Raw genomic sequence first — 25,229 nt, forward strand, 5'->3', positions numbered from 1 at the left:
GTTAGTCATCGATGACTTATCATAAGCGCCAAAGGCAATATGAATCAACCAACTGTCCAAATCGTACACAACGCAATCACCGCAAAGTTGCTGTGTGAAAACCGAGAGGTTCAGCTGTACGTCGCCAAGCTCATGAGCTACGCGGTTTCGGGCGCCGAGCACAGCAAGGCGGTCAAAAGCCACGCCTGGGACGGCCGCAGCTCGTTTTTCTCTATGCGCGATCAGACGTTTCCTGCCGGATTCGTCAATATGGTGCGCGATTCGCTGACCAAGCTGGGCATCAACTGCGCCGTTCGCGCGAAGCCACTTCCTGAGCCGCTCGGGCCGGAGGACTTTTGGAACGCCGACGGCATCGGTAACAGCGACGAGCGCTACGACTACCAGCCAGAGACCATCCACCGCCTGCTCAAGCACGGTCGGGGCATTGCGCAGATCGCAACCGGTGGCGGTAAATCACGCATCTGCCGGCTGGCCTACGCCCGCATCAATCGCCCCACCCTCTTCCTGACAACTCGTTCGGTGCTGATGTACCAGATGAAGAAGAACTTTGAGGATACCTTTAAAGAGGAAGTCGCTGTTCTGGGCGATGGCGAGTTTGGCATCGAGTACGCCAAGACTGACGGTACCAAAGGGCGCCGGCTGACCAAGTTCACTGTTGCCATGATTCAAACGCTCGCTTCCAGACTGGAAATGCCGGCTGAGATTGGCGCGCGTGAGCGTCGGCGCGCAAACGAAGTGCTGAACAAGGCCGCGGAGAAGGCGCGGAAAATGACCGCGGAAGCTGCCGCCAAGTACATTGAGCAAGCAAAGCGCCAGTCCGAAGAAATCATCGCCAGCATTCCAGCCAAGGAAGAAGCACAGCGCCGTCGGCGTGAGGCAACCATCCAGATTCTCTCGCGCTTCGAGTTCGTGGTGCTGGAGGAAGCGCACGAAGCGTCCGGCAACAGCTACTACGAGATCTGCCAGCACTGCACCAATGCGCACTACCGGCTCGCGCTGACCGCCACCCCGTTCATGAAGGGCGACGAGGAAGCGAACATGCGCCTGATGGCTGTGTCCGGTCAGGTGTTTATCAAGGTCTCCGAGAAGCTGCTGATCGATCGTGGCATCCTTGCCCGCCCCTACTTCAAGTTTATCCGGTTGCTAGAAAAGCCAAAGGGGCTCAATCGCACGACGGCCTGGCAGAAGGCCTACAAGATGGGCGTGACTGAAAATCCTCACCGGAACAAGGCCATCATCCGTGAGGCGTACAAGGCTGCATCAATCGGACTGCCGGTGATGATTCTGGTACAGGCAAAGGTGCATGGCGCGCTGCTCGATGACACCCTGAAAAAGCTCGGTATCCGGTCGAGCTACATTTTCGGCGACAGCTCGCAGGAAGAGCGCGAGCGTGAGCTCGGCAAGCTCAAGTCGGGCGAAACCCAAGTGCTGATCGGCTCAACGATTCTGGATGTGGGTGTGGACGTGCCGGCCGTCGGGATGGTGATTCTGGCTGGTGGCGGGAAGGCGGAAGTTGCCCTTCGCCAGCGTATCGGGCGCGGACTGCGAGCGAAGAAGGACATGCCAAACGTGTGTCTGGTCGTGGATTTCGACGATCATCACAACAACCATCTGTACGACCATGCGATGACTCGCCAGTACCACATCCGGAATACGCCAGGCTTCGCGGAAGGGGTGCTGGCGGCAGGGGGCGAATTTGACTATCTCGGTCTTGGGCTCATAAAATCAGCAGCGTAAGCCGTTTACTAGACATTTTCGGCTTCCTTTTGATATGAGATTCTCTCGTTACCCGCTGCAAGGCGGGTATTTTTTTTGCCCGCCGATTTTTACAGCTTGCGCTGATCAGATAGACAAATGCCCGCGGTTAAAGCGGGCATTTTGACTACGAGCACTGATCTAGCTTTTTCTCAAGCATCTGAGACCAACGCTCCCGATAATTGTTAGGCCGATCATGAACCTTATGAGCTTTCACGTCCGCGGTCGTCTCGTTTTCCGAACCTCGCAGCTCGATAATGCCAATAACCCAATGGCTAGGCCCGCCACCAAAAGCGGGAGCGTAAATATCGCATGTGGCCTTCTGACCACGCTGAAAACATTGGGCAACGCCAGCTTCACACTTGCGTCCGTTTTGGTAGAAGTTTTCGAGAACCTCATCGATTGGCGCTTTAATCGTGACGGTTTTGATGTTGAAGTCGCTGTCTTTGAAATCGGCCGGCTTTGAAGCGCAGCCGGCGATCAGAATAGCAGTTAGGGCAATGGGCAATGCTCTCAGCATCGAATCTAACCTCAGAAGGGATGATGATGCCGGAATGATAACGCCCCGGTTAATCCCCGTCTCGCTCAAGTGCCTCGCGCCAGGTCTTTTTTGCGAGCTCCGGATTGTCATGCGCTAGCTGCAGCATATCCGCCGATGCCTCGGGGCCGAATTTCGCCTTGAGCCCCGCTGACCAGTCGTGCTGCAGCGCCTCGCGCATCGTCGCGCGCCCGAGCTCCGCCAGATCTTCCGAAACGCCACTGGCCAGCGCAACGATTTGCCACCACTCCCACACGTACTTCTTCTGGTTATGAGCCGGAATAGCGACGCCAGCCTCTTGCGCCTTTTGCACCGCGGCCTCCATCACGGACACGGCCACCCCGAAGATCTCACTGGTCTGCGGCTCAGAAGGAGCGCCGAGCAAGCGCACTTTCAGATCTTGGGTCCACTCGACCACGCCTTCGAGCAGACGAACGACCAAGCCGGCATCGATTGGATTGATACCCCAGCACTTGCCAATCTTGTCGTCGTAGAGCTCGAACGCCCAGCGCAGCTCGTTGTGGCGCATGAGGTATTCAGTTTCCTCGCGCGCTTCGGCTTTTTGCTCTTTGGATGCCTGGCCAATCGACACGATACGCACTGTCGGCATCACGCCGTAAATCCCCATTGTGACGATGACTGATTCGGGCAAGGTTGGTTTAACGTCGGTTGTCATGATCGCTTCCGTTTGTGTTGATTTCGACGTACCCGCGCTTGAGGCGCTTTTTCGAGTACGTGTTGGCGAGCGCAGTTGCTTCTGCCAAGGAGGATACAACTTGGCTTCGCTCTCCGTGAATTTTATTTTTGCGCCCGCCCCAACGACGAATGACCACTAGATCAAATAGGTCACGGTCGATCTCAATTCGATACCAACGATCTTCGCTTTGGAAAAGCATGGCGTTTCTCCGTAGAGGTGAATCAGCCTTTCAAATTTTCAATTTCGTGTGGGTCGAGGTATTCAACATCGTCCCAAGTTTCAAAGTTTGAGCGGTATGCTCTGCAGCACGCTGTTTCGATGCCATTTATTAACTCTGCAATGGCAATTTCTGCCATTCCTGTCCCTCGATCATTAAGAGAGTGTTGATACTTCAACACCGTAGCTACTATCGAGTTGGGTAACACCTCTCTTGCATATGGCAAGTCGAGTGTGGTGTTGATAAACAGGTATTTAGAAAGCGGAATCCCACAGACTTTATCTTGCCAACTGAGCAATCGAATCATGTGTTTTATACAAGCCTTGACCCCTTCGTTGTATTCATGGCCCGCGCCACACCTTACGCTGCCTACGGCAACTAAAGCGATTTGCGAAGCGAATCGCTTGCCTGCTGGCATCTGTTTATTGGCATGTCCGAAACTGATTAAGTCAATGAGTTTTTCTTGTTCCACGGCTTCTTTACTCATGATAATTTTTAGCTGCAATTATTGGACAATTTTCAAAATTAGACCGTCAATTAAACCAAGACTGTTGATAAAAAACATATCGCCAGTCTTGATCTAGGATGCGAATTTAAAAGGCCGTTGTTGTTCGATTGCATCTTTCAACAGCCACCTCATATGCTGATCGACCAGCGTTAGGTTCTGTTTTTAGCACTGGATATGAACCATTCTCTTTGAAATACTCAATGCCGCGACTCACGCAATCTCCGACGCTAGGCTCTGATCTTTGCTCTTGCTGATGCTCTCGCTTGTAGTTCTCGCTCTTCACGCTTGCTATGCCGTCGGCCGTGATTTTTTTGTCCTCATCTTTGCAGGCATAAATTTGGTACTGCTCTTCTTGCCATTCTTTGATCGGTCTATCGCCGATTACTTTTGACAGGTACTCAGAAAGATCTTTGCTGATGCCTGGCTCTCCGGCCAACATTGCACGCTGGCAATCATTGAGATCAAACACATCGATCTGCTCAAGTTTCACCCCGGTGTAATACTTGGCATTCGGGCTAACCGGCTTTGGCGGCTCTTTCGTTGTCTCGCCGCATCCAGTCATCAGAGTCAAAAGAGTGGCTGCGCAAGCAGCCACGATGTTGGCTTTATGTTTCATGGTTTCCTTCCTGTCTTATCGCTGGTTTTTTATGACGAGCACTGTAACACCGGAGAGGCGCGCGAGGCCATCTTGCGAGGATTTTGTCTACGCATGAACGAAACATTTGCTCGAGGGGAGGGCGACCTCATGGCGTCGTCCGTGGGTATAGGGGAGGGAAGAGTGCTCGGGGCGTGGGGTTGTGCCGGCAATGGATTCCAGCACTCCGCGTTTTTCTAGGGCTTCGATTCTGATTTGCTCGCTTTCTCGCTTTTGCTCTCTCGCTTGCTCGCTTGCTTGAATATCGCGCTATTTGACGCACAATCGCGCGCTATTGCGTTTTCTCTGTCGTGCTAGTATCTGACGCTATTCAATCCGCAAAACGCGCTAGAATCGCTTAAAAACGCTATTGCCTCGCTTGCTTGTTTCGCTTGCTGCTACGCTAGCGCACAAAAAGAAAAAGCGCGGAATTATCCGCGCTTTCTATTTAATTACTTAATTATTCCGCTTTTGCTGCTAATTCAATTCCATACGCTGCGCACAATTTTTGTGTTGCTTTGCTTTCTACATTTAGCGCAATTGTCCAGTTTTCCGCGTTTTCTTTTTCCTTGATTGTTGCGATTCCGCATTTAGTTAAAACGCTGCGAATTCCATTAGCTTGTCTAAATGTAGCGTGCTGCAATTCGCGTTTGATTGTTACGCTTTGGATTGATTGCATTGATTTTGCTTTCATCCATTCAAAAACGATGCTTGTGTTAGCGTCAGTCAATGACTTTTTAGAATCGCTTACTGCGACAATTTGCGTATTGTCCAGCAATGCGCGGAAAATCCGTTCCGCTTTGTCAATTTCATAAACTCCGATTGTTGCGACTTGCTCTAAATCAATTCCAAGCGCAACAAGTTTGCGCAGCTCTTGCTCGCTGAATTTTGCGAGTAATTCGCAACGATGAGCGCGTGCAATCAGCTTTTGCTCAGCGCGTTTTAATGTGCTGTCTGCTTCTGCTTTGTTTTCTACGTCTTGATTTTCCAATTCCGCGCGCTGCGCTGCGATTGCTGCGCTTTGTACGCGATTAGTTTCAGCAGCAGACAGAATGTTATTCAGAAATTCTTTAGCGTTAAATTTAGACATTTTTCGATTCCTTGTGATTTGATTTAGTTAAACAGTCATTGCTGACTTATCTATCGTTGCGCTTTGTTTTGTGTGTTGCGCTTCGATGAGTTGCATTCTACGCGATACGTTATGAACGTCAAGTAATAACGTGCAAGAAAAAGCAAAAAAGTTGATAACTCACTGAAAAACAAAGGAAAAAAATTGATTGTTCCGTCGTTTTTCGCGTGCTAGTCCAGCGCGTAGCGTTTTGCGTATATAACGCGCGTCAATCCGGCGCGCGCTTGGGCAAATCGCGCTTGCATCTTGTCGCGTCGTGTCGCGTGTTGCATCATGCGCAGCAAGCGAAACGCTATGCAAAACGATATATTGTATTTTAATAACCTATTGAAAAATATAATGTTTCCGGACAATCTATCATCCGATAGGTTGTTCTGCGGCACGTCAATGAGTGCGCCGGCACGCCTTTGAGGCACTCGCCTTATCCCTACGCCACGGCACGACCCTCTCCCATATCCCTAAACCTTGGGCGCCCGAGTCCGGCAATCCGGAGACTCGCCACTTTACCCGCCCTGCTCTTCCCACGGTTGCCCGCGGCACGCTCGTCCAGCAGAAAAAGCGGCACACCTGCCGCTCTTCCCTACCTCTGGTTACTGCTGGGCAAAGAACTTGCTGTAAAGCTCGATGGGCGCGACGAGCCCTTGTCTGTACTGCTCGACTGTCTCACACAGCTCGCGCAGCGTTTCGCGCATGGCAAGCGTGCGCTCGACGACGACCCGCGCTTCCCTGTACGGACTTGTCTCTTTGCTTGCGTGCATGAAGTCCTCCAGCGGTAATGCGCGGTTCTCTTCCGGCTTGTCACCGTAGCGCAGGATGACTTCGGTTTGCGTGCAATACACGTCATGCAGGTGTCCGCGCTGGCAGACGACGTGGCCCACGAAGTAATACCCGTCATCGTCATGCTGGTAGTGCGGACGGGCGAAGGTGAAAGCGGACGTGGTGGCGTATTGCAGATCGCTCATGGTGCTGACTCGCGTGTGTTGTTGATCGAGTCGTCAGTGTGTGTGCGTAGGCGTGGTGGAGATTGGCGTGGAACTGGAGTGCCGGAGAGTACCGTGGCCAGGCCGAGGGAAAGTGAAGGCCATGAGCCAGAAAAGGCCAAAGGCCAAGAGACCGTAAAGGCCATGCCGCGGGATACCGTGGCTTTACGTGGAACAAGGCCGGAGCCTTGCGTGTGCAGTCCTTACGCTGCCGGTTCGATTTCAGGTTTGACGATGGTGCGCGCTGCGGTGTCGAACACTTGCTTTGCTTTGGCCAGTGATTTGAATTTCAGCTCGCGTTTTTGGGTGCTGCTGCGGCCGTCGATGTGTTTAACGACTGCGCTGTGGGTGATGCGGATAAAGTCGTCATCGAATGCTTGCATGGTTAATGAGTGGATGATCTCGCCAAAGCGAGTTTTGAAGGTGTGATTTTTGTGGTCGATGAAGTCGATAGCGGTTGCAGTCATTTGATTTCACTCCAGTTTTGCGCTGTTGCGCTGTTGTCGATGGAGTGATTTTCAGCTGACACCTATGGCGCAGGAGCGGGGCTAATTCGACGCCCTCCAGCGTGCCGTGGCCTGTGAGGCAACGCCGGCAAATCCGGCGAGATACGCCTAGTCCTGAGCGAACCGGCGTGCGAGCAAGCTGATCAGGCCGAACTTGGCCTGGTGCATGGTGTTGTGGACCGAAATGACGGCCGCATCAGGTTCGTTTTCCGGCAGGTAAGGCTCTTCGATCACCACGCAAAATCCGTCGGCGGTGACGTAGATGAAAGCGCGCGTCAGGCCGGTATCTGCCTCGAGGTATGCGTTATTGAAATCGCTGCGCGCTAATGCCGGATTGTGCTTGATCTGCTCGAGTGAGGCTCGCATGTTCTGAACTCCTGATTGCGTTGTTTGGAGTCCTTATTGTGCAAAGTGCCTTGTGGTGGAGATCAGGCGCTTAAAGCGAGTTGCAGCTCGTCCCGCAGTGCGGTCAGACCGGTGAAGGTACGCAGTTTGACGCCGGCTTCGCGTGCCACATGGATGGCGTTGTGATCGATGAAGCGGGTGGCCAGCACGAGGTCAGAGCCGCGGATTTTACGGGCGATCATCTTGTCCCCGCCGTCATCCGAGGGGCAACAGTCGATTTTGTGGGGTTTGATTTCAAGGCCTTTGAGGACAATGCTCGCTTGCGCCTTTAACAAGCCTAATAACAGGATTTTCATGGTTGGATTTCCTTCGCGTGTTGTTGATGAAGCGAAGTGTTCCAGAGCCCTTTTGGGACATACACGGGGTGTTTAATCCGTCCCTTGGTGTGCCGTGGCCTGATGATGATTGGCCAGCAAAGCACTGGCCATTGAACTCAAGCGATCAGCATTTTGACGCGGCGGGAGATCTCATTGAATACAGAATTGCCAAGCGTGGCCACTTTCACGCCATTGCGCGCCACAATATCAATCGTGCGGATTTGCAGCGGGTCGATGTAGCCGGAAACTGGCATACCGACAGGGAGTGGAATATCTGTTTTTTGCGGACCATTATTGCGTGTCGTGATGGGAATAACGATCGCATAGTTGGTCGCTTTGAATTCAGGTATGGAAATAATCAGGACTTTGCGCGCGTTCTTGTAGTCCATTTCGCGGCCTAATGAACCAGCATCAGGATGTTGCAGCTCGACAATATCGCCAGGATTGAATGAATGGGACATTCCGGTATTCCTCGTCTTGATGACGATGTTATTATGCGCGCTCCATTGCGGGGCGCGCAGGGGTTGATCAAATCACCACTTCCTCGCCTACAGGTCCGCCAAAGTCAGCGAGCGTGTAGTCAGCCGAGAGTTGGGACAGGCCGGCGAGAAAATCGTCTTGCGCGATACTGGGCAGATTAAAGTTGATGATCGGCGTATTGTCGGCGCCTTGCAGTACCCGAGCCTCACCTTGATCGACCTGCTTGCGGACCAGGAAGAAGGTTTCGCCTTCGATTTCAACCTCATGCCACTCGACCGCATCACCGCGCTCCAGATGCAGGCGTTTACGCACCGGCGCACTGACGATGGCCGAGAGTGAGTTGCCGACGGCGGCGATTTTAGTGGTAGCGAAGGCTGCGGCTTCGCCGCTCACGATTTGGTGGCCGAGCTCTTCGAGTGTGGCGGTTTGCATGTTCGTGTCCTCAGTACGTTATAACGTGATGTTATCACATAAATTTACGCACGCAAGATGGCACTCTGATACAGCCCTGCACCCGCGGCCAGCAGCACGCTAACCGATTATGCTGCCCCGAGCTGAAAAGACAATAGCGATTCCCGACGCAGAAACCCATCAAATTTCGATTTTCTACCCCTCGGGTATATCACGACTCATCTGAGACGGGAAAATCGCTTAAATCGGGTTTATGCGGATTTCTCGGGCAGGCGGTCCAAATTGAGCACCACGGCACCCCTACACAACCACCTCTGCCCTCTCCCTCGACCAGTGACCCGCGCGGCGCATCCCACGGCCAAGCCAACCTCCTGCCTGGGAGTGGACTGCGCGCGCCGGTACCCTATATTGGCCGCCCGCCCCGAAATTTCCGGACAGCCTGGGCGCTGATATTGGCCACCCCGAGCCACCCGCAGTCAGCCTTGGTCAACCACGGCGAGACTGATCTGCCGAGAGTGAGGATGACCAGGCTGCGGGACAGGCCGGATACCCGAGGGCGAGTACCGGAGAGACTGGCGTGCCTAGAGTGGGGATGGCTCGTTCCTGAGCCGTGGGTGGCCGCGGCCAGGCTTTCACTCCCAATCCGGAAGTGGCGGACTGCCTGCGGCTCGTAATCCGGAGGGTGGAGCAACTCGTCTGCTGAGTGGTTGGGAAGTTGGGAAGGTCAGAGTTGGGAAAAAGTGCTCGTCCCAATAGTTTTTATATTAACTACAGTGGATATATTAAATATTGGTGTGAGGAAAAATTCCCAACTTTTAGGCTCTCTCCGGATTACTCAAGAAAATCAATGGTTTGAGACTGGTTTGCCTAGAGTGAGGATGAGGCACTCCGGAAGTGCGTCAAACTGCCATTTTCCCAACTCCAAGGCGCCTCATTCCCAACTGCCTCTGTCATACCCTTCCGACCCATACACGCGCACAGGCCGGGACTCGGGAAAGGCCTTTTAGTGGATGCTGTACTGCCACTGCAGCACGCGCGTCTGGTCCATCAGATCGCCAATCAGTCCGCGCGACGCATTCTTCGCCGGAGACTTCCAAGACGCTGCCTTCCACAAGGTCAGGTCAGACAAACGCACAAACCCCCAAGCGGAACGCGAGTAGATATTGCCGGTCTCACGATCACGACGCACCATCACCAGGCGGGCATAGACCTTGCCATACTCCGCTTCGATGGTCAGCTCTTCATGCTTGTGCAGGCTCGGGTATTCCTTGGCCATGCGCTCACGCAAGATCTCAGTGGCACGAGTGATGGCATTCTGGATGGCTGTTGATGACATGAGGCATTCCTCCGTGTTGTTGACGGACTCATGTTCATGTCTGCCTAGTGGCGCGTGCGCGGTAATCCGGAGTAGCCCGCGGCGAGAGACTGGTGTGACCAGAGTGAGGATGGGCAGGACGTGCCAAGGTAGGGAGAGGAAAGGCACAGCCGAGGGAGCCGGCCCCACTCCCCGCCTCCTGTCCTTCGCCTCTGCGTCCTGTCGCTTGATCTATCTTCCTTACCTGTGTCCTACCCTTAGCCCCTACGTGTCCTACTACTTGCGCCCCTATACCCTACCTGCGCGTCTACTTACCCCTCTCTACCTAACCCTACTCTCTCTCGTACCTGTCTGATCTGTCTCTACCCTATCCGGAGTGTCTGTGTTTACGGGCGATGCTTGTTAGATGAGGTGGTTGCTAGAGGTGTGTATTTGCCTTGTCGTAAATCCATTTTAGAGAGCAGTTCGAGTAGCTCTGGTGTGACTTGGATGACGTACCACACTCCCCCGATGAGCAGATAGCAATTAGGGTATTGCAGATCGTAGGCATCAATCTGTGTGTCGGAAGTGATGGTGATTTCTTCTGTTGAGTTTGGGTCTGTTGATTTGGCGATGAGGGGCATGGATAGGTTCTCTTTGTGAAAATGGATGGCGTACCTCAGTCTGGATGAGGCCTGTCTGTGTGGAAGTATTCTGCCTGAATTGGATGGCGTTTTCTGGTTTGGCCTGTCTCTCTGTCTGTTTCTCTTCCTATCTATCTATCGCTCTATCTCTCTGTCTAGCGGGAATGACGTTTCCCTGCGCTCTGCTGCGTTTTCGTGTGTCCGGATGAGTCGTGATATGTCCGGAGCTTGCCCGCGCGCTCTGTGTGCGATTGTGCGGATTTGTCTGGATGGATGACGAATGTGAGGGAGGATGAATTACCGGAGCAGGCTGATCATGTGTTTTTTGCTGCATTGATGCTGCATTTCTTCGCGAAGGCTTGAAATTATTGGCATTTTGAATAGGCGGAAATCGAAAGCCTATTTGCATTAAACCATTGTGAATACGACATACGAGCGTTGATTTGCGGCAGGATTGCGTCACTTTTACAGCAAACAGCGCTGGTTGAATCTTGGAATGCAGATATATTTGGAGGCATGAATAATTAGGTCTTACCATATTGCCCATATACACACTTAATCATCTACCATTTGGGAGAATCTCATGCGTGGTTTATTGGCAACCCTGGTATTTACGCTCCTGACCGGCTGCGGCACTTTTGTCCGCACTAATGTATCGGTGTTTCACGAGCTGGACTCATCGCTATCTGGTGTCACTTACACGATTGTCCCTTCCAATGAGCAAAAAGAAAGCCTCGAGTTCCGGTCATACGCCAAGCTGATTAAAAACCAGCTGCAAACACGCGGCATGTCGGAGGTTCCATACAAAGAGGCCAAATACGCCATCTTGATGCAGTATGGAATCGATAATGGCCAAGAGGTTGTATCGACCTATCCTATTTTTGGCCAGACAGGGGTTAGCAGCACCTACACAACCGGTTCCGTGAACGTGTACGGCAATACTGCCACCTATAACGAGAGCACCTATGTCACTCCGACCTTCGGAGTTGTTGGTACCGGAACCTCATCAGACACGGTGTTTACCCGCTACTTGAACCTAGACATTGTGGACATTGCGAATTCTGGCGATGGAAAGGTGAGAAAGGTCTACGAAGGCAAGGCGATCAGTAAAGGCTCTAGCAGCCAGCTCGCTCCAGTGATGCCATATATGGTGAAGAGCGTCTTTGAGGACTTCCCTGGCACTAGCGGTTCAACCAAGACGATTGAGTTGCCATTGCAAAAATAAGCTGACGTAAAATTTAGCCAAATAATAAAGGGTGGATTTTCCACCCTTTTATTTTGAGGTTTAGCAGTAGGCAAGCAGCTCGATGAGTGAGTTTGCGATTGCCTCATCTTCAAGCTGCCAACATTCTTTGGCGAGATTAGTGACGATACTTGCCAACTTGAAGTTATCAGGCGATCGCTCCTTGAGCAGTTGAGGCTGTGTGTAAAAGAGCACCAACGCCCAGCGATACAATCCTGCGCTCTTGAGCAAGTGGTTAATCTTGCGCTCTTCTTGAGGCACAGCTGCTGCAGAACAGACGATTTCCTTATAGGGCGCCGTCAGAGGATTAGGCCATGCGCGCTCTTCCGCCACTTTCCACTTGCAAGCATTACCCCAATAGAGCGCGGTAAACACATGATTCGCGCAGCTCAGCGGTCGGCTTTTTGAGTAGGGCTGATAAGGCACTTTGGTCAGCAAGGCAACAATTGCATCACGGTTGACGAGTCCTGCCTCAAATGCACTCACTAGCCTGGCCGTATGATCATCATTTGCTTGATCGGGGAAGAGCGAGCTGATCGTATCGCCGGTCTCTATGAGATAACCCATGTCACACATGCCAAGCTCAGCGAGCTTTTGCATTACATACATGCCGTTTTCGGCGTAATTGCACAGGTAGATACCCATAGCTCGCTTGAGAGAATAGCGAGTTTTTTGGCATCGATAGTCAAACAGCGCAGCCTGCTCTGCCGATAGTTGATACCGGCAATCCTCAAAGAAAACCTCCATGTAATGCCGGAATGCTTGGAAAAGCTGGGCATTTGTCCAATTGGATTGGACAGCGCCGCTGGCCATGAAATCAACCATCTTGGCGTCAAAGACGTAATCAATGCAGCCATAGTCGAGCTCTTCGGCAGACAGCACATTGCCTTTGAGCAGGTTCTCACGCATCGAGTTATGAGTGGTTTCAATGTAATGCCAGGCACTCCCCGGCGATTGCTTAATTGGCCATTCGGTTTCGCCTGCAAACCCTTCCATCTTCATCTGCTGAGCAAAGTCAGTCATGCCATCAGGTGAAAAGAGTCCCGCATTCAGATAGTCAAAAATGATGCGTAGCTTTCCGAGCCTTCTGTAATGGCTGGGGTAAAAAGGGGCGACCGAGTGCGGATTATTGAAAGGGCTGGAGCCATTTTTGATACTGGCGCTCAAGTGCTGCACGATGGCTTTTCCGTTGGGCGCCACTTTCCAAAGATACTCGTTAGCAAGGGTCGTGAATTGTTTTTCTAGCTTTTGAGCTCTCCCCTTTGTCGTACCCAAAAGCTTAGCGATTTCTTCGATGCTAATTTCAGAGTCTTTCGCCGCGACAGCGCGAGCCGCGTCAAAGTAGGATTTGAAGGTGATGTGATCGTTTGTAGAAGCGGCCATATCGGTCTACCTAAAGTCATACGAGATTTAAGGTTATTCAGCTAGCTGCAGATCTTCGGCAAAAGCCGTCATCGAGTCGATGATGTCGCCATTGGCATCAACCAGGTCGGTGATCACGCCTTCACTGGTGTAATTCACGCAGGTTGAGCCCCAATCTTTCCGGCCGACTACAACACGGTCGTCGTGATTGGGCGCGATCTCGATGTTGACATTCTCGCCGTAGCGAATGGCGACCGGTTCGATGATGCGCTGGCGCAGGATTTCGATGATCATCTCGACCTTTTCGGCCAGTTTTTCGTTTTGCTCTTGTATGAGTGTTTCGCGGTTCATTGTTGAATCCTTATCGGTAGTACATCAGTGCTGCCAGCTTGTCGGCGATTTCACAGTCATCCATTTTCCAATGCTCGCTCAGGATTTCCTTGACCAAAGCAGCCAGCTTAAAGTTTTCCGGTGATTGCTTTTCGAGGAACTCGGGCTCGGCGCAGTAAAGCGTCAGCGCCCACTGATGCAATCCGGTGCGAGATAGCAGCTCGGAAATGGTGCGATCTTCTCCTTCCAACTCGAGGGCGAGCTTGATCATTTCCGACTTAGGTGTATTGAGCGGCTCAGGCCAGTTCAGCGGCTTCTGAATCTCCCAGTCGCTATAGTTCGCCCAGTAATGCGCTCTAAAAACAAGTGCGGCGCAATCCAGAGGTCGCTCGATACTCACATGCTCACTGCATTCTTCGGCGATGGCCATTTTGATCATGTTTTCGCGGTCAATGAGTCCGGCTGTGAAAACATCGGCGAGTCGTGCGAGTGCGCCTTCTTTTTTCAAATTGGTAAACAGAGACGTTTGCGGATTGCCATATCGCGGCAGCAAATCAGCGTCGCATAGACCAAGTTCAATCAGCGTTTCCATAACCTTCGTGCCACCGGCTTTGTAATGGCAAAGGAATCTAGCCATTCGCTCTTTGAGGTCGATCAGGGTGGCGTAGCAGCGTTGAGATAGGGCTCGGAGCTCCTCTTCTGGCAGCTCATATTGGCATTTTTCATAAAAATCGATCATGTACTGGCGGAAGCTCTCAGTCAGCTTGTCATCGTGCCAAGAGCTTTGAACGAGACCGCTCGCCATAAAGTCGATGACCTTTGCCTCAAAGGTATAGCGATTGTGAGCAAAGGCGGCTTCATCGGCAGAAAGAACAGCACCTTTGAGCAGATGATCGCGTATCGAGCTGTTCATGCTATCCAAGTAATGCCAGGCGCTCCCTTCATGTTTCTCGATTGGCCATTCTTCTTCACCATCAAAACCGTCACACCTTATTTGTTCCGCGAAATCGAGCATCAGGTCGTGCGAAAACAGACCGGCATCCAGATATTCAAAAATCGTCCGTAACTTAGTCAGCCGATTATTTTTGGGGTAGGGCAACGAAGAAATCCAATGCCTTTTGAAAAAATCAGCTCGAGGCTTTTTGAGGATGCTCAGCAGATGTTCAATAATCTCTTTGCCATTTGGTGCCACTTTCCACAGGTACTCGCCAGCTAGGAAGATGAATTGCTTTTCTTTCTTTTTGGCGCGTCTGACTGTGGTACCCATGATCGCGGCAATTTCATCGATGCTGATATTCTGGTCTTTGGCCGCGACAGTTCGAGCGGCATCAAAGTAGTCTTGGTAGCTCAAACCTTTGCTGCCGATACCGATTCGATTTAGTGCATGTATCGCCTTCTCTTCATTCAAACCAGATTCGATAAGGATTTTCAAAGATTGCTCGTATCGAGTTCCCATTTTTCTCTCCTATTCAACGCATTTGAGGCTTTCTAGCGCTCTCGACAGAATTATTTTGCTGCACTTGATCTGGCATATTCAGGCGCTCTTGCTCGATCTGCTGGATTCCCGCATCGACCAGGCCGATCAGCTCTTCCTCAGTGGCGCCACACTCAAATCCATCCAGAAGCCGGCAGATTAGGCTGGCCAGCTTTGGACTGCGGGCGGTACCGGTGGTGTGACCAATTAGCGCTCGCCAGCGCATTGCATCGGCAGCAAGGTCGCTCACCTTCGGGTCACGCTCTACCTGTAAATGCCAGTCCAGCAATTGAGACACGGCCTCACGCGGCGAGCTGAACGAGTCGGCTGTTGCACCAATTGTCACCAGCTGCTCGTCAACCGCATTGCGCCAGGCGTCCTCTTGGCAGTGTGCGCATTGGAATGGCTCGTACCAGCGCTTGATTGACGGCGACTGCGCCTCGTATTGCTGCTGGGTCATGAATCGCTTGAGGCCTGTCACGCCGATGGTGCGCCAGGCTATTTTGTTTTCAGATGCCATATTTCGCTTTCGCCCTCATCATGCTTGAGAAATCGACGTAGCTTTGCCAGCTGTCGTACCAGAATCGCCACCGGTTATAAGCGTGTGAGGTGTAGGTCCAAGGTTGAACTTCTGGATTTTCCACCTCGATGTAGCGCTTGCTTGGAGGCAGAAAGTCACCGCCAAACTCATTCAGTGGTTTCCTTCTGCGCTCCATTTCAGCAGGGTCTCGGCCAGTCAGATGCAACCCCATACTCACACCTCCCGGGCGATGACCTGATATGCCTGCCAGCACTGCTCGCGCATATCCGGCGTAACCAACATCCGGTCGAGGGTCTGCAGGTATTCTTCCTGTGTTGCGAACTTCGCCGGTCGGAGATCTTCGCGGCCACTGCAGAAGCCCAGCCAGTCGAGCACATGAGCCTTCAAATTGGGCTTATGGACACGCCAGTTTTTCAGGTCGTACCGACCAACATAGGGCTCGGCCTCTGTGAAGCCAGCCTGCTCATGCACGATCTTAAAATCGCACTTGTCGTAGCCGCCGTGCTCGGGTGCGGTACGGCTCCAGCTGGAAAGTAGCTCATCGGCGTGGCCAAAAGTATTGAACTCAGCCGGCTTGGTTGGGGCGCCCTGCCCTTCTGCTCTGATTAAGGTGATTTTCATGGCGTCACTCCTTCGTTTCGATGGAGTAATTGTCACGCTCGCCTACTGGTGCGTGATTGGTGAGTTTGAGCTGGCCTTGGGATTTTCTGGCGCTAAAAATACCCACATTGCTGCGGGTATCTCTGGCGCTATCGCTTATGCTTCGGACGCGGATTTACTCACGCGATTAAGCAGATCTTCGGCAATACGCTCTGCCGACTCCACACCGCGCTGTTCAACGATTCCGATGCGATTTGTGTCATTCAGCAAATCAGCCACCTTTTCCGACCATTCGCGCGTTACCGCAGCCATTTGATCAACAAAGGCGTTCTTGTCAATTTTGCCTTCTGAGGTCGTCTGAGCAATGCAGGCGTCGCGGAAAGTGGCCAGATGCGCTTCAAACATATTCATCAGGCCAATGCACGGCGTCGGTGCGTCGGCATACTCAGCGCTAATACCGTACTGCTCTAGCACCTGAGTTTCATCAGTAATGGTGATGCCGGTCATCGCGCAAGACAGGATGCTCAGTTTTGGGCCAGCAATCCATTTCTGGATTTCGCTCAAGATTTCCGCCAGCTCAGCCAATTCATCAATTGCCTGCTTGTTTTCAGGGTCGATGTTCTTGCGGGCGTTGATTAGCAGCTTGTCACATTCAGCCTTGAATTCATCTTCGACAGCGAGGATGGGGTCGTATTCGGTGGCCAGCGAACTATTTGCAAGGGTCAGACGTGCGTACATTGTGACCGAGCCAAGCATGTCTCCATACGTGGCCTTGTTCATTGCGCCCAAGAAACCTTTGGCGATCGCTTCCGGCAGCTCATTTGCTTTCGCTTTCAAGCCTTCGATCATATCCGCCTTTTGGTTTTGCTCACGAATCGCCAGGAATAACGAACCGAAAGCCGCACTCATATTGGCGTTCATGAGATCGGGAACGTGATGCAAGGCGCGCGATACGCTTTTTTGCTGTTTCATGATTTGATCAGGTGTGAAGGTAGACATTTTTATTCCTTTTGAGGTTTACCAGGTGGCGTAACCTGTATCGGTTACTGCCGATTGAGACGAGAAACGGAAGTTCCGAATTTCGCCAAATGACTCGGCCTCTTTTGGGCGCGGGTCAAATTCTTTTACTGAGCCGAAGTACCACTCGGAAGTCTGATACTCGTAGCGCTTCTCTTTGTGGTTCATGAAAGGCGTGAGCTCATACAGACCGATCTCGATCTCCGGCTCTTCTCGATCACTAACCGCAGGCTTTAGCTGAATGTGCAGCTTCATGGTCATCGCCTCCGCACCGGTCGATAAGCCAACGGAGCAATCCGCTGGCAGCTCGATCTGTTTGATCAGCCAAAAGATCGCTTGGTCATCCGACTGAACGAACAAATCGTCCGGTAGGTCATTCATTTCGATCTTGCTCAGCCCGCCATCTTCGTTGCGGTACCGTGTGACAAACAAATCACTAACCGACTCGCAAATGGCAAAGAGATCGCCGGCTACTTGCAGTGTTACGGGGTGATCGCCAACTGCGATGCTGAGATCAACCAAATGCGCGTTTTCATTCATGACTGGTTACTTCGCGTGAAACTCGATGCGTGTATTGTGCAACTCAATTCGCGGCAAATAATAAGTCAGCGCGGACTGATTAACAAGCCCCAATTTATGCCCTTGGCACTAGGAAAAACCTGAATAAATAGAAAGGCAGAAAGAAAGATAGATAGATAAATGGATAGATAGAAAGAAGGCTAAAAAGATAGGCTGGAGCTATCTATCTCCAGCCTTCCTTGTTTCAGGCATTACGCGGTTTCTTTCTTGTATTTCGCTACGATGGTTGAGTTTTCGAGCAGACGCAAACCACTACGACCGGAACGCTCAGCGATTTTCATTGCAGGGAATAACTGCATAATCTGACCAGTCTGAGAGTTGATTGTGCCTGACTTATAGCCTGCAGCTTCCATTGCGGAACGGATAACGCTTGAATCGCATTCGCCGGTTGCAACCAACTTATCCAGCGCAATCTTGGTATAAACCGAGATAGCCACATCGTCTTGCAGGTAAGCAAAGAGGTTCTTAGCCTTCTCTTTCACCTTGACCGCGAGTTGATCGATGATCGCTGCAGTTTCAGTTGGTCCCTCGCCAGCACTGAGCTCGACAGTGGCAGCGACTTCACGCGCAGCCCGACCCTTACCCGCTGTCGCTTTTGGCGCTTCTTCGTTTGCACTTGCCTTCTTACCGGCAGCGCGGCTGCGAGTGCTGGCTTTCTCGGATGGTGTGGCAGAGGCCTTCTCTTCATCCGGAGCGGCCGACTCTTGCTCGGCGTAGATTTTTTCCCGAGCCTCAATCGAATTGATCACCGCCTCTTCATCTTCGATGGAGACTGACGCAGCAACCGCTTCGGCTTCCGGCTCAACTTCGACTTCACGCTCGTCACTGGCGCTCAGCGCTGTTGGTTCAAGACTGCCGATCAGCGCATCGAGCTCGGCATCAGAAACGATTTGGTTTTCGCCGGCTGCAGCGGTAACTGATGATTCATCCAGACCTTGCAGCAGAGCGTCCAGATCGGCAGAGGTAGCTTGGTTGATTTCTTGACTCATGATTTCATTCCTTGTCGGTTCGTTTTGATGTGTTGTCGCTATCGACAGGACGAATCATCAGTCATGACCTGTGGGAGAGGTCAGGCGCTTTTTCTTGCCCCAAAGCCTCGCCCTTCGCTTCCGCCCGCGCTGCAATTTGGGCTTTTAGCTCTTCGATGTACTTTAAAACCGCGCGCTGGGTGCCCTCCATTGCTTCGGCCATATAGGGTTTGCCAGCCTTGCGGTATGCAGCAATTCTGGCGCCGATGCGCTGGTAATCTAGCTCCACGATTTCCAGCTGGATGGCGAGCGGTCGGTTGTACCAAATGTTGGGTACCAGGTAATACTCGCCAGTGGCAGGGTCGTGATACCGCAAATGAGGATAAAGCCGCGTGTCCGGCGTGAGCAGTACCAGATCATCTGCCGGCTTTGGCAGTGTTTGGCGGAACTCGGGGTTCATGCACGTCACCATGTTTCATACCCCTGTTTGTTGTGGAGACTGACCATTACCTTCACGTCGCCATCAGTCTTGAATTCAACCAGCTGCGCGATCGCCTTGAGCATCGGTAGCATGGCCAGCGCGCCCGCCTCACCGTTGTTGCGAATGAACAGATCGAGCTGCTCTTTGGCCTGCCGCGCGACGGCTGGAAATTCTTGGTTTGTGATCATTGCGCAGTAATTCCTCTGAATCTTGTTTGGTCATGAAGATATGCTCGATGCCACTCCAGACCATGAAGTAGCACGGCACACCCATAAACTTGCCCTTGTGATAGGTCACGCACCGGTCTTGCAGCAGGTGAAGGCCTTTTGCGTGCCGGCCGAATGCGTACCCGAGCATGGAAGAGACCATCTTTAGCGACACCTTCCGGAAGAAGGTCTTGGCCGATATGCCTCTGGCGTTGTCCGTCATGCTGTCGAGCGCCTCGATAGCCCACCACCGCGTAGGCAGATCGCAACAGCGGGTATGCAATACGAGCCTCATTTGCGCTTCTCCCGACATGATGTGCAGTAGCCGTCGTACTCACTGGCGTAACCCTTGCCGCAGCGACAAATCAAGCTGCCTGTGCGTGTGCTGCGCACAATTCGACGCCGATCTGCAGGCGGCACAATTCGATCGCCAGTTCGATCTGAGTACCGCTTGGCCTGCATTTCGTCCTCGAACAGTATTGAGCTCGCCATCCGGCCAGGCTTATCCGAGACGCACTTCCACTTGTAGGGATGCGGCACCCATAAGTCATTCAGCGATGACTGATTTTGCTGTTGATGCCAAGTGCTCATTCATGCACCCCCACTACCACCTCAGTCGCGGGCTGGCCGGTCACTTCATAACCGTGCAGATTGCCCAGCTCGTACAGCTGATCGTCACTGCCCTCTCCCCAAATGTGAGAGCGGCCGCCGTCGCTCATGTAGACCGTCACTGGCTTGATCGGGTTGAGCATGAAGAACCAGCACGTCCAGCCTGATTCGTCACGCTGGCGCATGATCTGCCGGCCAACGTCCGAGCGCGTGAACTTGTAATCACTGTGCCGGAAGCCTTGATAGTGAGCTCGGGTCACGCCAACGTCGGCTTCCTCGATCTCGAAAACCTGCTCGGTGCCTGGTCGCCCGTCATAGTGGGGAACCAAGCTGCCGAGCCGAACCTTCTTCTCTCTCAGCAGCTTCATGGTCAGTCCTCGATCTGGCGCGATTCGGATTCTTCGGACGTGTGCGGCGAAATGTGGCGTGCGCCGCAGCTCGGGCAATCGTCATCCACCTGGCAGCTCCATTCGTCCTGCCATTTGTGGCCGCAGCTCGGGCAATGGTAGTGGTTGATGAACCACGATTCGTCGCTGTCGTTGTGCCAGAGCACGTCCGGCGTCTCGGCGGTGTGCGGCACTTCGGTCATGACGTATTGCATCCGGTTTACCCAATGCAGACCAGGCGTGATGATCATGTTGCCGTCGTTGTCGAGCAGCGTCCAAAGCCGGTTCTCGCGCAGCGCAGCCTCATAGTCGTCAGAGGCAGGGTGAATCTCGCGGAGCGTGCCGTCGTCACGCAGCGCCGGCCGGAAGTTGGCCAAAAATTCATCATCGGTCATCATCTTTACGGTCATGGCTCAATCCTCTGTGTGGTCCATAACAGTCAAAACAGGCTCGAGGTTATCGCCCGGGCCACACACCATTTTCAGCACGGTGCCGGCCAGCTTTTGCTGCTCGACCCATTCCCAGGTGCGGCCGACATGCACCTTATAATCGCCGTTCTCTTCGCGCTCGAGACGGTAATACAGCGTGGTCTCATCACCGGTTGCAGTCTTTTTCGATTCGACGATGCCGTTGCGCAAGGCGATGGCCAAGCAAATCATGTTGCGGTTCTTCTCGCTCTCGCTCAGTTGCGGGTCGTATGCGGCAAAGCCAGGCTTCACGCCGTCGATAAACTCGCTCCAAACGGATGGCGTTACAGCCAAAGGCATGTTGAAGCCGATGTAGCCAGCAATGTGAGAGAGATCTAACAAAACACCATCTTCGATCGCCTGCTTGCGGCTGTATCCATAAACTTCTTCATCGAACATTGCGGTTCCTCCTGTTGTGTTCGTGAGTTGATTTTGCGTGCTCGCCTACGGGGAAATCTGGCGCTCAGTGAACGACCGCATAAGCTTTCCGGACGGCCATGATTTGCCCTTTGCAGGCGGATACGATCAGGTCATCACCAATCAAGACGCTCATGCCTTCGTATTCGTTGGCGATCTCTCGCGCATAGTCTTGGTCGGCAGCCTCAAGGGTCTTGTCCGGCGAGGATTCCATCAGATCAACGATCTTGAGCCGGAACATGACTTCGCGGCTCTTAGCCGGGTCATGTGGCAGGACGTAGGTTCCATATTTCAGGGTGTCGAATTTCATGGTTTATTCCTTGTTCTTTTCGATGATTCAGTGTCCATCGAGCCATAAGGGCGTGCATTCATTGTGAGAAGCACGCCCTTATCTGGCTTTCTTGCTGTCTTTCTATCTATCTATCGCTCTTTCTAGTAAGCGATCTATCAAGGGGTGGATTTCACCGTTACAACTGCCGCGAAGGTCACTCTCTGCTCGCAGCTATCCTCCGGAAGCACAGCGGGCAGGCCGTTGAGGTCATAGCCTTTGTGGTAGTGGTCGTTGAGATCGATGCCGGTGATCATCTGATACAGGTCTCGCACATCGTCCTCGGTGCCGTCGAAGAAGGCCTGCGCAATACCCTCTTCATCCACGCCGTACAGCGTCCAGAAGGTTGAGAGGTATCCATCCAGCAGATGCGGGTCGGCGAGCACCGTTTTGTCGTCGGCATAGAGCGCCAGCGGCTCGACAAAAGGCTCTTGGTTTTCATCGAGCAGCTCAACGCAACGGCGAATGTCATAACTGGTGAAGCGCTTAGTCATGATCGTTCGTCTCCGCGGGCAACCAGGCATTTGGGTTAGTGACGGTTTGCCACCAGCTGACCCACGCATAAAGTGCTAGCTGGCCATAAAGCGGGACACCCCAAGCAGAATGAGGAAATAGGAACATAGCTATCTACCTTTCTATCTATCTATCAATCTGGTTATCAATCGATGGTGTAGCTGGTACTAGAATCGCCAAAGCTGTACTCAACACCGCCAGCAGATCGCGTAGGCTCGTCATGCGCGCTGCTAGAACTCCAGGCGCTTGAGGCAACGGTAGGGCTGGGAGAGAGCCCGCTTAATACGTGCCGGTCTGTGGTTTCACGCTCTGACGAGCGATCAAGGGCATCGGTCTTGTCGAGCAGATCAATTGCCGCTGCGATGGCTGTGAAAGTCACTGCCGGTTCGTCGGTATCCGGCTTGGTCTGGGCAAACCCAAATGAGGTTGATCGACTCGAAACTGTCGGCCGCGGAGTAGGCCGATCAAGGATTTCCAGTAACGCTTTATGCTCGGCATCCGAATCGACCAGTGCTCGGGTTGTGGCTACAGCCGGTTGGCTAGGTCGAGGTGTGGTCGCACGCTTGGGCGGCTGGGTGGCGATCGGCAAATCTGCTTTACGACGGAACAGCCGCTTGAAGAACGCTTTGATTGACAGTCTCATGCCGCCACCCCGCTCACTGAGTCAGGCACCCGCATCCAGCATTGAATCCAGACCGCATCATGGGCTTCACTCACAACGGCATCGTCATCGACGGCGATATGATCTTCTGCCATCAAACGACCGATTTTGATTTCCTTCTCGGTAGCCTGGCGCCGGCCAACTTGGGCGTTGTGTATCTTCACGATATGAATTGCATCGTCGAGGTCCATCGGGCCAGCAACAAGACAACCTTCTTCATCCAGCACAACGCCACGCTTGAAGGGCTCGCCGGTTTTGATTTCGTCATAAGACCAACGTGATTCGTTCATAACTCACCTATTACTAACTTTGGTTAATGGGAAATAGGGCGATATTGGCTGTCTATCTATCTATCGCTCTATCTGTGATTGATATTCTCTAGCTGCTTTTCTGGCTATCGATGGGAGATAGATAGAAAGCCATGCCTATCACCAAGCCAAAAAGAGAGGCTGGGGAACAGCCTCTTAAATCACCACAAGGAAAAATGGTTTGGGCGCTTAATTGCGCAGAGAAAGATGGCCAAATAGGCCGAGCACCGGCAAGAACACAGTGACGGTGACTATGCCGAGTAAGGCACGATATATGCCGTAGCCAAGCAAAGCTGCGCCACCCAAGATTTCACGATGCTGGATAGCGAGCGCAAAGCTCAACAGGCCTGCGGCCACATTCAAAATGACCAGGCGATACAAAGACTCTGGCAAATAGACCAGGTTGAGAAAAATGCCGATGTGCAAACTGCGCGGCCAATTTGTCCGATTGCGCTCCCGATAGGACAGGAATCGGATACGAGACACAAATGGGGTCATACCTTCTTCTCCAAACGAAATGCACCAAGATCAATGCCCTTAAAGAAAGCCTGCATCATCACTTCCACGTCATAGAGCGCGGAGTGGGCCTTGCTCGGGTCATAATCCACGTTCAGGGCATAGCAGAGCTCGCCCAAGTTCGGGTTCTTGCCGGTGGGTGTCGCCCAGCGACCGTTTTCCATCGTGCAGAACACCTCAATGTCCGGCTTGATCGATTGCCCCACACGCAGCAACTCATGCGCGAGGAAGGGCGCATCGAAGTTGGCGTTGTGGATGATTAGCCAGTCGCAGGCGTTGACGATCTTCCCGATCTTTGGCGCCACATCCTCCCAAACCGGCTTGTCGCGCAGGTCATCCAGGCTGATGCCATGAACGCGCTGAGCGTCGGCATCAATGTTGCGCATCGGGTTGATGCGCTGGACGAAGTGACCGCGCGCCTTGCGAGTGTTCGCCACAGGGTCAACGTCATAGAGTAGGGCGGCCACTTCAATGATGCGGTGGCCTTTTTCGTAATCGAGACCGGTGGTTTCGGTATCCAGTCCAGCGATGATCATGGTCAGATCTCCTTGTAACCAGACTCTTTCAGCCGATTGCAGACGCTATCGAATTTGGTTTTGGCGGCTGCGGCCGGCGCCGAGTCACTCGAGGTATCCAGCTGCTTGACGTTTGCCCATTCACCTTCTTTCAGGCCGGTGCAAACCGATACGACGGGCTCGCCGTAATTCCAGCGCACACAGACCAGCGAGTTGTCAGGCTTGGAGAAGAAGCGCACGATTTTCTCGGGCGGGCGCTTGGAGCCGGACTGATCTTGAACCGCCTTAGTCAGCTCATCGATCTTGTCGGCAACCGACATAGGAACGATGCCGCAGATTACGCGAAAGAGCGCCTGTAATGCGGCATAGGTTTGGGCGTCACCGCGATGAGCGCTGTCATACAGCGTGGCGATTTCGATTAAGGCCTGCTCGGTCTTTTCAAGCAGCTGCTCATAAACCTCATTTACTTCCGGATTTGCGGCTTCTGATTGGGTACTCATTGTTCGGCATCCTGTTTGTGTTGCGACAGAAAGAGCTTAATGAAGCTGCAGCGGGGTGCTGTCGGCGCTGTTGAGCATTGCCTGCTCATCCAGCCGGTAGATGAGGCTGCGAACCAGCTGCACGCGCTCATTCAAATCAACCACGTCGGCAGGAATAACGACGCAACGCGGGCCATAGGAATGGGAGTGCCGCAAGGACGCCATCAAACCGTGCAGGATGAGGGTCATGTGATTCATGAACAGCGGGTTGTAGGCCGCAGAGCCTTCGGCTTCCGAATATGGAATGCCCGGCTGCACCAAAAAGCCCAGCGTGAAGTAGCGTCTGAAAACTTCCACGCACTCACTCAGGTACGCTTGTGTTTTGCTCTGCAGCTCATGGGATTGCGCTGTCTCGCGCTGAATATCTGCAATTGTGTATGCGTACAAATCCAAAGGGGTGCGATCTACCAGACAATCTGAGCGGCTCGATACCGGCAGGCTGTCATACAGTTGAATCAGATAGGCCAAGATGTGCTGCTGAACCAGTAGGCGCTGGTCAAACGTCAGCTCTTCCTTTGGAGAAACGCCGAGGTCTTTGAATACTGACGAAACATCGGTCTTGATGAATTTGAAGCCATGCCGCTCCGCAAGGGTGCTGGCCAGAGTCGTTTTGCCTACGCGCTGTGCGCCGCAAAAGCCAATCATGTTGCTCTC

The 25,229-nt window shown here is 52.8% G+C and carries 38 protein-coding genes; 2 read left to right on the forward strand and 36 right to left on the reverse strand.

Annotated features, from left to right (window positions below; all coding sequences use genetic code 11):
* Window positions 1–39: 39 nt before the first annotated feature.
* On the forward strand, window positions 40–1,737 hold the full coding sequence (locus tag G482_RS0108725; protein WP_034619327.1) for a DEAD/DEAH box helicase family protein: 1,698 nt from the start codon (window positions 40–42) through the stop codon (window positions 1,735–1,737).
* Between the two features lie 145 nt (window positions 1,738–1,882).
* Here G482_RS0108725 and G482_RS0108730 read toward each other — a convergent pair whose 3' ends face one another.
* The 14 genes from G482_RS0108730 to G482_RS20295 all read right to left on the reverse strand — a co-directional run bounded on the left by G482_RS0108730 (window position 1,883) and on the right by G482_RS20295 (window position 10,515).
* Window positions 1,883–2,275: a hypothetical protein gene (locus G482_RS0108730; RefSeq protein WP_028449722.1), complete on the reverse strand. Its 393-nt coding sequence runs from the start codon at window positions 2,273–2,275 to the stop codon at window positions 1,883–1,885.
* A 49-nt stretch (window positions 2,276–2,324) separates the two neighbouring features.
* Window positions 2,325–2,969, reverse strand: a complete 645-nt coding sequence (locus G482_RS19555) for a hypothetical protein (protein WP_156905376.1) — start codon at window positions 2,967–2,969, stop codon at window positions 2,325–2,327.
* Window positions 2,953–3,189: a WGR domain-containing protein gene (locus tag G482_RS17905; protein WP_034619329.1), complete on the reverse strand. Its 237-nt coding sequence runs from the start codon at window positions 3,187–3,189 to the stop codon at window positions 2,953–2,955. Before G482_RS17905 ends, G482_RS19555 begins: the two co-directional genes overlap by 17 nt.
* Window positions 3,190–3,211: 22 nt before the next feature.
* Window positions 3,212–3,694 carry a hypothetical protein gene (locus G482_RS0108745; protein WP_028449723.1) on the reverse strand — a complete coding sequence of 161 codons (483 nt, stop codon included), beginning with the start codon at window positions 3,692–3,694 and terminating at the stop codon, window positions 3,212–3,214.
* Between the two features lie 106 nt (window positions 3,695–3,800).
* Window positions 3,801–4,331: a hypothetical protein gene (locus G482_RS17910; protein ID WP_034619331.1), complete on the reverse strand. Its 531-nt coding sequence runs from the start codon at window positions 4,329–4,331 to the stop codon at window positions 3,801–3,803.
* 478 nt (window positions 4,332–4,809) lie between these two features.
* The gene (locus G482_RS0108760; protein WP_028449724.1) at window positions 4,810–5,439 is read right to left on the reverse strand and encodes a hypothetical protein; all 630 of its coding nucleotides are present in this window, start codon (window positions 5,437–5,439) and stop codon (window positions 4,810–4,812) included.
* A 629-nt stretch (window positions 5,440–6,068) separates the two neighbouring features.
* The gene (locus G482_RS0108765; protein WP_028449725.1) at window positions 6,069–6,440 is read right to left on the reverse strand and encodes a hypothetical protein; all 372 of its coding nucleotides are present in this window, start codon (window positions 6,438–6,440) and stop codon (window positions 6,069–6,071) included.
* Window positions 6,441–6,661: 221 nt separating this feature from the next.
* Entirely contained in the window at window positions 6,662–6,925 is a 264-nt protein-coding gene (locus G482_RS17920; protein ID WP_034619333.1) for a hypothetical protein, read from the reverse strand.
* A gap of 147 nt (window positions 6,926–7,072) precedes the next feature.
* A complete protein-coding gene (locus G482_RS0108780; RefSeq protein ID WP_028449727.1) occupies window positions 7,073–7,330 on the reverse strand; it encodes a hypothetical protein in 258 nt (85 codons plus the stop codon).
* A 62-nt stretch (window positions 7,331–7,392) separates the two neighbouring features.
* The gene (locus tag G482_RS0108785) at window positions 7,393–7,665 is read right to left on the reverse strand and encodes a hypothetical protein (RefSeq protein ID WP_028449728.1); all 273 of its coding nucleotides are present in this window, start codon (window positions 7,663–7,665) and stop codon (window positions 7,393–7,395) included.
* Between the two features lie 137 nt (window positions 7,666–7,802).
* A complete protein-coding gene (locus G482_RS17925) occupies window positions 7,803–8,147 on the reverse strand; it encodes a type II toxin-antitoxin system PemK/MazF family toxin (protein WP_034619334.1) in 345 nt (114 codons plus the stop codon).
* Between the two features lie 67 nt (window positions 8,148–8,214).
* A complete protein-coding gene (locus tag G482_RS0108795; protein WP_028449729.1) occupies window positions 8,215–8,598 on the reverse strand; it encodes an AbrB/MazE/SpoVT family DNA-binding domain-containing protein in 384 nt (127 codons plus the stop codon).
* A gap of 982 nt (window positions 8,599–9,580) precedes the next feature.
* Window positions 9,581–9,913 (reverse strand): DUF7717 family protein, encoded by a 333-nt coding sequence (locus G482_RS17930; protein ID WP_034619335.1) that lies wholly within the window; start codon window positions 9,911–9,913, stop codon window positions 9,581–9,583.
* 365 nt (window positions 9,914–10,278) lie between these two features.
* Window positions 10,279–10,515: a hypothetical protein gene (locus G482_RS20295; RefSeq protein ID WP_028449730.1), complete on the reverse strand. Its 237-nt coding sequence runs from the start codon at window positions 10,513–10,515 to the stop codon at window positions 10,279–10,281.
* Between the two features lie 583 nt (window positions 10,516–11,098).
* Here G482_RS20295 and G482_RS19560 point away from each other — a divergent pair.
* Window positions 11,099–11,740, forward strand: coding sequence for a DUF4136 domain-containing protein (locus G482_RS19560; protein WP_051258869.1), 642 nt, complete (start codon window positions 11,099–11,101; stop codon window positions 11,738–11,740).
* A gap of 60 nt (window positions 11,741–11,800) precedes the next feature.
* Here G482_RS19560 and G482_RS0108820 read toward each other — a convergent pair whose 3' ends face one another.
* The 22 genes from G482_RS0108820 to G482_RS0108925 all read right to left on the reverse strand — a co-directional run bounded on the left by G482_RS0108820 (window position 11,801) and on the right by G482_RS0108925 (window position 25,220).
* A complete protein-coding gene (locus tag G482_RS0108820) occupies window positions 11,801–13,141 on the reverse strand; it encodes a hypothetical protein (RefSeq protein WP_028449731.1) in 1,341 nt (446 codons plus the stop codon).
* A gap of 33 nt (window positions 13,142–13,174) precedes the next feature.
* Window positions 13,175–13,471 carry a hypothetical protein gene (locus G482_RS0108825; protein ID WP_028449732.1) on the reverse strand — a complete coding sequence of 99 codons (297 nt, stop codon included), beginning with the start codon at window positions 13,469–13,471 and terminating at the stop codon, window positions 13,175–13,177.
* Between the two features lie 10 nt (window positions 13,472–13,481).
* Window positions 13,482–14,906 carry a hypothetical protein gene (locus tag G482_RS0108830; protein ID WP_028449733.1) on the reverse strand — a complete coding sequence of 475 codons (1,425 nt, stop codon included), beginning with the start codon at window positions 14,904–14,906 and terminating at the stop codon, window positions 13,482–13,484.
* A 13-nt stretch (window positions 14,907–14,919) separates the two neighbouring features.
* Window positions 14,920–15,444, reverse strand: coding sequence for a hypothetical protein (locus tag G482_RS0108835; protein WP_028449734.1), 525 nt, complete (start codon window positions 15,442–15,444; stop codon window positions 14,920–14,922).
* A complete protein-coding gene (locus G482_RS0108840) occupies window positions 15,434–15,676 on the reverse strand; it encodes a hypothetical protein (RefSeq protein ID WP_028449735.1) in 243 nt (80 codons plus the stop codon). Before G482_RS0108840 ends, G482_RS0108835 begins: the two co-directional genes overlap by 11 nt.
* 2 nt (window positions 15,677–15,678) lie before the next feature.
* A complete protein-coding gene (locus tag G482_RS0108845; RefSeq protein WP_028449736.1) occupies window positions 15,679–16,086 on the reverse strand; it encodes a hypothetical protein in 408 nt (135 codons plus the stop codon).
* A 135-nt stretch (window positions 16,087–16,221) separates the two neighbouring features.
* Window positions 16,222–17,064, reverse strand: a complete 843-nt coding sequence (locus G482_RS0108850; RefSeq protein WP_034619336.1) for a hypothetical protein — start codon at window positions 17,062–17,064, stop codon at window positions 16,222–16,224.
* Between the two features lie 18 nt (window positions 17,065–17,082).
* A complete protein-coding gene (locus G482_RS0108855; RefSeq protein WP_028449738.1) occupies window positions 17,083–17,622 on the reverse strand; it encodes a hypothetical protein in 540 nt (179 codons plus the stop codon).
* A 230-nt stretch (window positions 17,623–17,852) separates the two neighbouring features.
* Complete coding sequence (locus tag G482_RS0108860) at window positions 17,853–18,650, reverse strand: hypothetical protein (RefSeq protein WP_028449739.1); 798 nt, start codon at window positions 18,648–18,650, stop codon at window positions 17,853–17,855.
* Between the two features lie 61 nt (window positions 18,651–18,711).
* On the reverse strand, window positions 18,712–19,089 hold the full coding sequence (locus G482_RS0108865; RefSeq protein ID WP_156905377.1) for a hypothetical protein: 378 nt from the start codon (window positions 19,087–19,089) through the stop codon (window positions 18,712–18,714).
* 5 nt (window positions 19,090–19,094) lie between these two features.
* A complete protein-coding gene (locus G482_RS0108870; RefSeq protein ID WP_028449741.1) occupies window positions 19,095–19,298 on the reverse strand; it encodes a hypothetical protein in 204 nt (67 codons plus the stop codon).
* A gap of 605 nt (window positions 19,299–19,903) precedes the next feature.
* A complete protein-coding gene (locus tag G482_RS0108880) occupies window positions 19,904–20,293 on the reverse strand; it encodes a hypothetical protein (RefSeq protein WP_028449742.1) in 390 nt (129 codons plus the stop codon).
* A 2-nt stretch (window positions 20,294–20,295) separates the two neighbouring features.
* On the reverse strand, window positions 20,296–20,721 hold the full coding sequence (locus G482_RS20495; RefSeq protein WP_034619338.1) for a hypothetical protein: 426 nt from the start codon (window positions 20,719–20,721) through the stop codon (window positions 20,296–20,298).
* A gap of 3 nt (window positions 20,722–20,724) precedes the next feature.
* Window positions 20,725–21,177, reverse strand: coding sequence for a DUF6573 family protein (locus G482_RS0108890; protein WP_028449743.1), 453 nt, complete (start codon window positions 21,175–21,177; stop codon window positions 20,725–20,727).
* A 64-nt stretch (window positions 21,178–21,241) separates the two neighbouring features.
* Window positions 21,242–21,505, reverse strand: coding sequence for a hypothetical protein (locus G482_RS0108895; protein ID WP_028449744.1), 264 nt, complete (start codon window positions 21,503–21,505; stop codon window positions 21,242–21,244).
* Between the two features lie 137 nt (window positions 21,506–21,642).
* On the reverse strand, window positions 21,643–22,017 hold the full coding sequence (locus G482_RS0108900; protein WP_028449745.1) for a hypothetical protein: 375 nt from the start codon (window positions 22,015–22,017) through the stop codon (window positions 21,643–21,645).
* A 164-nt stretch (window positions 22,018–22,181) separates the two neighbouring features.
* The gene (locus tag G482_RS20305; protein WP_156905378.1) at window positions 22,182–22,679 is read right to left on the reverse strand and encodes a hypothetical protein; all 498 of its coding nucleotides are present in this window, start codon (window positions 22,677–22,679) and stop codon (window positions 22,182–22,184) included.
* On the reverse strand, window positions 22,676–22,987 hold the full coding sequence (locus G482_RS0108905) for a hypothetical protein (RefSeq protein WP_028449746.1): 312 nt from the start codon (window positions 22,985–22,987) through the stop codon (window positions 22,676–22,678). The genes G482_RS20305 and G482_RS0108905 overlap by 4 nt, the downstream gene beginning before the upstream one ends.
* 207 nt (window positions 22,988–23,194) lie before the next feature.
* The gene (locus tag G482_RS0108910) at window positions 23,195–23,503 is read right to left on the reverse strand and encodes a hypothetical protein (protein ID WP_028449747.1); all 309 of its coding nucleotides are present in this window, start codon (window positions 23,501–23,503) and stop codon (window positions 23,195–23,197) included.
* Window positions 23,500–24,057 carry a 3'-5' exonuclease gene (locus tag G482_RS0108915; protein ID WP_028449748.1) on the reverse strand — a complete coding sequence of 186 codons (558 nt, stop codon included), beginning with the start codon at window positions 24,055–24,057 and terminating at the stop codon, window positions 23,500–23,502. The genes G482_RS0108910 and G482_RS0108915 overlap by 4 nt, the downstream gene beginning before the upstream one ends.
* A 2-nt stretch (window positions 24,058–24,059) precedes the next feature.
* Window positions 24,060–24,536, reverse strand: a complete 477-nt coding sequence (locus tag G482_RS0108920; protein WP_028449749.1) for a hypothetical protein — start codon at window positions 24,534–24,536, stop codon at window positions 24,060–24,062.
* A 36-nt stretch (window positions 24,537–24,572) separates the two neighbouring features.
* Window positions 24,573–25,220, reverse strand: a complete 648-nt coding sequence (locus G482_RS0108925; RefSeq protein ID WP_028449750.1) for an AAA family ATPase — start codon at window positions 25,218–25,220, stop codon at window positions 24,573–24,575.
* Between the last annotated feature and the right edge of the window lie 9 nt (window positions 25,221–25,229).

This window comes from Chitinibacter tainanensis DSM 15459 (assembly GCF_000429785.1).
In the GTDB taxonomy this organism is placed as follows: domain Bacteria; phylum Pseudomonadota; class Gammaproteobacteria; order Burkholderiales; family Chitinibacteraceae; genus Chitinibacter; species Chitinibacter tainanensis.